Below are 6,395 nucleotides of genomic sequence, written 5' to 3' on the forward strand. Positions count from 1 at the left end.
GCCTGGAATTTTTGGCTCGACAGAGTGATGAGGCCTGAATAGATACTTCTATTGTAACTATGCCGCATATTATCCATCGAGGACAGGAGTAAGAGATTGCTTTACGTCTAGTTGGCAATCTTTCAGCTCATATTCTATTTTGTGAATATGAGCTTCAAAAGCTTAAAGATCAGAAGCTTGTATGAAATGGAAGATACGTAATGATTGGGTGCTAAATATCTAACAATGGCAAAGAGTTCGTATCAATGAGAGGTTCTAAAAACTTTGCTTTACTTATGTCGCGCAAGGTATCTTCCAACTCGGGGTACTTCTCCTCCATATTTTCTTGAGCCCAGTAGGCGATAAAATCATTGATAATGGCTACTGACTCTTCCTTTGGAATTTCATATAATTTGTCAATAATAAAGCTGAGCGCTTTATTATATTCGACCGCGCTCCTGATGGCCATATAGCGACAAAAGCGTTGATAATGTGTGAAAGCTGCTTTAAATTCATGTGCATCATACTTGATATCGCCCAGGAACTCTTCAGCCTGACCAAGCAAGTCATAGTAGTTCCATTGCTCCGCGATATTGCGAGCCTCTTGTAGAATTTTCTCACCAGCCTCGCTTGAATTGGTACGATACAATGCATGGGCCAGATCTACCAGATTCTCTGTCTGTTGATAATCATCGTGTACTTCTCTTGCCTTACTGCTCGCTTTTTCAAAAAGAGGTATAGCTTCTGACCAGCGCTTCTGTAACATACATAGTCGTCCCTGCTTGTTCAAGCTATTGGTGTAAGCTTCAATATTGGTCTCAATCGAAGCCTCCTCCGCTCGACGCAGTAAGCTCTCCGCCTCTTCGTATTCTCGCTTGGCCATGGCTATCTGGGCAAAGCGATTATATAACTGTGCCAGCTCGCGCTTGCGTCCGAGACGGAGGTGAATTTCATATGCCTCCTGGAAGCGTTGACCCGCCCAGACGAAATGACCGTTGTCAAGGTAGATAAGGCCCATCGTGCTCTGACTCAGGGCAATGGGGTATTCACCGCTCTTGCCTGCCTGAAACAGGCTCTTGCGAATATTCAGTCCGATTTTACAAGAACGCAAGGCTTGCTGCGTTATTCCACGTAGTCTATAAATATTACTCAAGTTATTAATCATGTTCGCGTATTCGCCCTGGTCGGACAGCTTGGCATAGAGATCAAGTGCTTGCTCATAATAGCTCTGCGCTTTATCAAACTGGCCTTGATTACGATACACAAAACCAAGTTTGTTGAGTATGATTCCCACCTGGTTTTCATTGCCGGCGGCTCTTTCAAGATCAAGGCTGCGCTGCATACTTTCAATGGCTTTAGAGAATTTGCTTTGCAAGATGTAGCATTGACCTTTTTCCCAATAGATTTGGGCTTCATGCAGCTGAAACCATGCAGCGTTGGTATCCTCTTCGAACTGCTGAAAGATGGTGAGTGCGACGGTAGGATTCTCTTCAACGCGTAAGAGCTGTGCTTCGTGCAACTGCAAGTCATTCTGCTGCATCTCGTCCATATCGTTCCAGAACAACAAGGTCTCCTGCAACAGGGTACGGGCGAATGGGCGTCTTGATAGCTGCAATGCGTTCACGAAATATGTTTCAAACCGCTTCACCCCTTTAGCAGGATCTAGAAAGAGGGTATGGAAGAGCAACTCAATTGTATATGCCTGGCGCTCCTGCTCGGTTAACTGCTGCCCATTCTCTTGTTCTTCTTTGATGTATTCGATCACACACTGGCTGATATCTTTTCGCATCCTCCGTTCAGGGTCTTGCCGGTCCCAACAGTAGATATTGACCAGTTTTCGCATCTCATCGTGAAGAACAAGATTGTCGCCTGGCGCAGATGTCCTTACAAATGAGAGAGCTGGTACGCGCTGCATTAACTCCTGGTAGGATATATTTTGAATAGCCTCTTTTAAGCCTGATTGTGCTAAGATGCGTTGCAATATTTTGTCATTGAATCTATGGTAAACGTGTGCCATAAAGAGTATGACCCAGTTCACAGGATTTTCAAGCTGCTGAATCTGGGAAACAAGGTGAGACTCAAACTGGGAAGGGATAACTGCGGCCAACTTTTCTACACTGGTTACATGGTTGTTCAGCACATCGGCGACCAGTCCCACCAGAATTGGGCGTCCCTCAGTCCGATCGTACAATGCTTCCAACTCTTCTTGCTGTGTTTCGGGATTATAGATGGATTCTTTAAGCAGATATTCAACCATTTCTGATTGGTTAAAAGGCTGGATAGGAATTTCGCGAACCTCTTTTTCGCGCTCCAACCAGTTTGGTTGGCTCCAATCGATTTTGTTGCGTGAGGCGATAACGAATTTTATGTACTTGAATTGATAATGGTCTGGAAAGCGTTGGGAGAAGTTTAGCACACCAATAGAAGGCGTTTTCTCTATGAGTTCAGTGGTATCAAACATCACAAGAAGAAATGTTTTGGTTTGAGCGAAATGATCGTCGAGCTTTTTTAGATCAAGAGAGAGCGCCTTGGCGAGCGCCATGCGCTGTTCTGTGTTTTCCTGGATTTCAGGACTGGTGGTTTCCTGGTACTCTTTCAACGTTTCCGCAAAGTTGGTAGTATCCCACTGAGGAAAAGTTGATTTCAACGTTTCGACAATGCGTTCAGCTATGATGACGCCATCGCGTGATGCGGCATCGAAAAAATCAATATGCACAACAATTGCGCCCGGATCTTGTCTCTTTGCTATCATGGCATAGTATCTGAGCAGCCAGGTCTTGCCGGCACCTCCTTTCTTCTCCTGAGGTTCCAGGGCATCATAAAGATAGAGAATGGTTGGCGCATCCGAAGCCGTGTTGGCCAACCACTGTTTAAAGATCTTGATTTCTGTCTGGCGGCCAATGAAGTTGCTAAGATCTTGTTGTGTTTGCATCGGTTTCGCTCCTTTAGAAGGAAATGGGCCTCTATGCCAGATTCCACGCTTGAGGATCATTTCCAAGCAGCTTTTGAATTTCCTCGTGTTGTGAGAGTCGTTCGATCAACTTTTGCACCACTCCAGCACTTTCCTGTGCCTTCACACGCTCTATACTTTGGCGGGCATATGACAGGCGTTGAGGAAGATCTAGAATAGGATCTTTAATACGATAAAGGATATATGAGTACAGAGAATCAATACGCTCTTCCTGGTTGAGTGCAGTTGGTACAAGGATCCAATACGTTTCTGCGAAGCGACTATAGATCGCGCTCAATATTCTATACTTATACACGCCAAGGGCATCCTGGAGCTCATCATCCCTGGTATACTCCTCTTCGAATTGCAATAAAAGGTCGTGTGATTCTAGTAGAAGCTGTTTGATGGCATGATCAATATTTTCCTGCAACCCCGGCTCATCATGGCAAAAAATGCTATGATATAAGTATTCCTGGAGAGAATGCAATTTATCGGTTCCCGAAAATTGCATAACAAAGCGCCAGTTTTCTTCCATCAGGAACTCGTGAATTTGAGCATGCCTTTGTGGATTCTCGAATTTCAAGTTCATGAGAAAGAGATGCCTGATTGGTGCTTCCATAGCATATCCTGTTTTGTCTTCGCGCCAATCCAGTAGATCCATGTTGTAATTAAGGCGCTTTTGCAGGCTCATATATGCGAGACTACTGCCCAATTTGTGCTGCTCGGCAAATTTTTCTGTCATTTTTTGCATGAGGATAAGGTTAAAGCGCCGGGGAATCGCAAAGAGGCTTAACATTGTGTGATACCAGAGGAACTGATCCGGGTCCTGGTGCACTTCTGCCAGAATACCCTGCTCAATTATCTGCTTGTAAATTCCTTGTATCAGTTGTTTGCGACCTTTTTCTTGCGTAAGGTCTAATTTCTCTTGCTTCACCGCCTGCACAGCGGCTTCAACTGCGACTGGATAACCACGGGTGAGCTGAAAGATCTGATCAGCCTGTTCCTCATTGAGTTCCTGGGCGAGCTTTTGTATATATGAGATGCACGACTGCCTGGAGAGAGATTTTAAGGTACGAAATACGAGTTTCCATTTGAATGGAGCCACTTTTCCAAAATCGATTATTTTGCGGCTAGCCATAATGAAGAGCAATTTGCCATCTTCCGTCAGGCGGTGCAGCATTTCTTTAATATGTTTAAGTTGCTCTTCCTTTGCAGCGTCTAAAGAATCAATGAACAAAACGGCTCTTCCATGTGAGTTCAAGAGTGCCCGTGTCGCTGCTAATGATCCATCAAGGTCGTCTCCCACAAAACTAAAAGTCACTTTGTAACGATTGCGTACCTGTTCAGCAATTTTGTGAAATGATTGATTGGGACTATCACTGGCTTCAATCCAGAGTGGATAGAAATTCTCTGTAAAGCAGTGATGCTCAATTCTTCTGAGCATGCTCGTTTTGCCAATCCCCCATACTCCATTGTATTCAATGAATTGTGGATTGATTGGCCTGTTTTCTTGCAACGACGGCAGGCAGTGTTTATCCATAAAATCTATTTCGGCGTCGCGGTTCACAAAATTATTTATGTCGAATACCGTGTTACTCATATCTGGTATCCCTTCCCAGTGTAACCACGTAACGGGCAAGGTCTGCCCATACGGCATCTTGATCAACGGATTTCTTTGATAATGGCTTGGATGGATGATTGAATGGTTGAAATTGTTGCAGTCCTGAATCATCAAAGTTACAGGACCTGAGAATAACAGGTAAAACAACGGCTCCTTTTGTCTCTGATATTTGCAAGAGGGGAGCAAGGATGTTTTCAGCGACGAAATCTGACGCAATGAAGTCTGAGCTTACAAGTAATATGATTACTTTTGCATTATTCAATGCATTTTGTAATTCCTGACGATAATTTGTGCCCGGTTGTACTTTCTGGTCGTCCCATACATCGAGCAGTTTCTCTCTTTCATACGTTGCCATATGTGATTTGAGTCTTTTGAGATAGTTTTTATCTATGTGGCTGTATCCAATGAATACATTGGTGCGTTGTTTCTTCTCGTTTTTCTGCTCTTTTGTTGTCTGTTGATAATGACTGTCCTCCTGGGTAGCAGTAGGAGCATTTTGCGTGTCCGGCCATAGAGGGGTTGGAGCCACGTTGGTTTCCCAGGAAACGTGTAGTAGCGACTCATGCGGCGACCTTTCTTCATCAAGATGCCAGTGAAGTTGTTGGATGAATGCTTCGTAGCTTCCTGCACCACCCGTAATACATTTAGCCTTCCTACTTTGTAGTATGGAGAGGAAAGGCGGTCGGGGCTTTTCTTCATTTATATACCAGATCTCCTGTCCCTGCGCTGGAAAAATAGCATCTATAGCGCGATCCCAGAATGGGTTGTAACCGAGCATAAGTACATCGCCAGAAAGGGTAGAAGAGAGAAATGTTTTCAGCATATCGTGCGTCTCAAGATAAAAATTTTGTTTAAAGAGGCTATGTTCTCCAATTTCGAGGTCACCAGATAATTTGATGATGGTCGGAACATGTTTGTGTCCTGTGTTGGCGAATTTATCAGGTGAATGCTGCTGAGGAATAAAGATCTGAAAATCTTGACCAACTCTCATATCGGCGGCTTCAAAAGCTTTGGATAGTTGGTTATCAATATTGGTGGAGATGATTAAATGAAAGATGCCCGCCTGAACAAGATTAGCGAGGTACTGATCAGCCTGTGCTATTTTGAGGCTTTGTAGCGATGGCACAAGGATGGAATGGATATCACTCCTCGAAAAATCACCTTCGCATAGTACACGATAGCACTCTTCGAATTGCTTTATTTGCGTCATGTTATGGAATGTGCGTGGGCTGAAGGATTGAGCGGTTGAATAAAAAGTTTTACTACGAAATAGCCCGCCCGCCCCTGCACCCAAAAATAACACAGGACTGCTCTCTTTCTTCCTTTTCAACCACTGCACAACCTCTATGATACTAGCTTCTGGGGAACTGTTTCCATAGATTTCACCTGAACTATTGCTATAGCAATTGGTCACATATCAGAACGATTTTCGTGCCCTCTATAGGTGTAGTGCATAGAAAAATGCAATTGCAAGCGCGTAAATGCATTGTACCATACAATTCATCAATACTCTATATATAACGTAAGTAAATTCAAAAAATAAAAAGCTCTACCTGCTTTTGTGATATTTTTTCACCACTTTGTGAGAAAAAATAGGCTATTGTGTAGAGTGATAAATTTATGTATTATAAAATATAGAGATGTGCTCATTGCTGGATTAAGATGATGCTCTATCGCTTACTGGAAAGCGCTTTAAAAGAAGCATTGAAAGGTCAAGGGCATGCAAAATGATCAGGCACGGATAGAGTATTTAAAATTGGCAATTGGAAATAAGCTTCATGCTCAATTTGATGAAGATGGACATCTTTGCTATCTGGATCTTTCTAACTTTGGTTTGAGACAGCT

General features: G+C 43.5%; 3 protein-coding genes. All 3 read right to left on the reverse strand.

What is annotated here, in order from left to right:
* Positions 1-211 precede the first annotated feature (211 nt).
* The 3 genes from KDW_RS30750 to KDW_RS30760 are packed head-to-tail and all read right to left on the reverse strand — an operon-like array spanning position 212 to position 5,853.
* On the reverse strand, positions 212-2,911 hold the full coding sequence (locus KDW_RS30750) for a tetratricopeptide repeat protein (protein ID WP_162005776.1): 2,700 nt from the start codon (positions 2,909-2,911) through the stop codon (positions 212-214).
* Positions 2,912-2,942: 31 nt separating this feature from the next.
* On the reverse strand, positions 2,943-4,529 hold the full coding sequence (locus KDW_RS30755; protein WP_151759700.1) for an ATP-binding protein: 1,587 nt from the start codon (positions 4,527-4,529) through the stop codon (positions 2,943-2,945).
* Complete coding sequence (locus KDW_RS30760; RefSeq protein ID WP_151759701.1) at positions 4,522-5,853, reverse strand: toll/interleukin-1 receptor domain-containing protein; 1,332 nt, start codon at positions 5,851-5,853, stop codon at positions 4,522-4,524. Before KDW_RS30760 ends, KDW_RS30755 begins: the two co-directional genes overlap by 8 nt.
* Positions 5,854-6,395: the final 542 nt, after the last annotated feature.

The organism is Dictyobacter vulcani (genome assembly GCF_008974265.1).
GTDB classification, from domain to species: domain Bacteria; phylum Chloroflexota; class Ktedonobacteria; order Ktedonobacterales; family Ktedonobacteraceae; genus Dictyobacter; species Dictyobacter vulcani.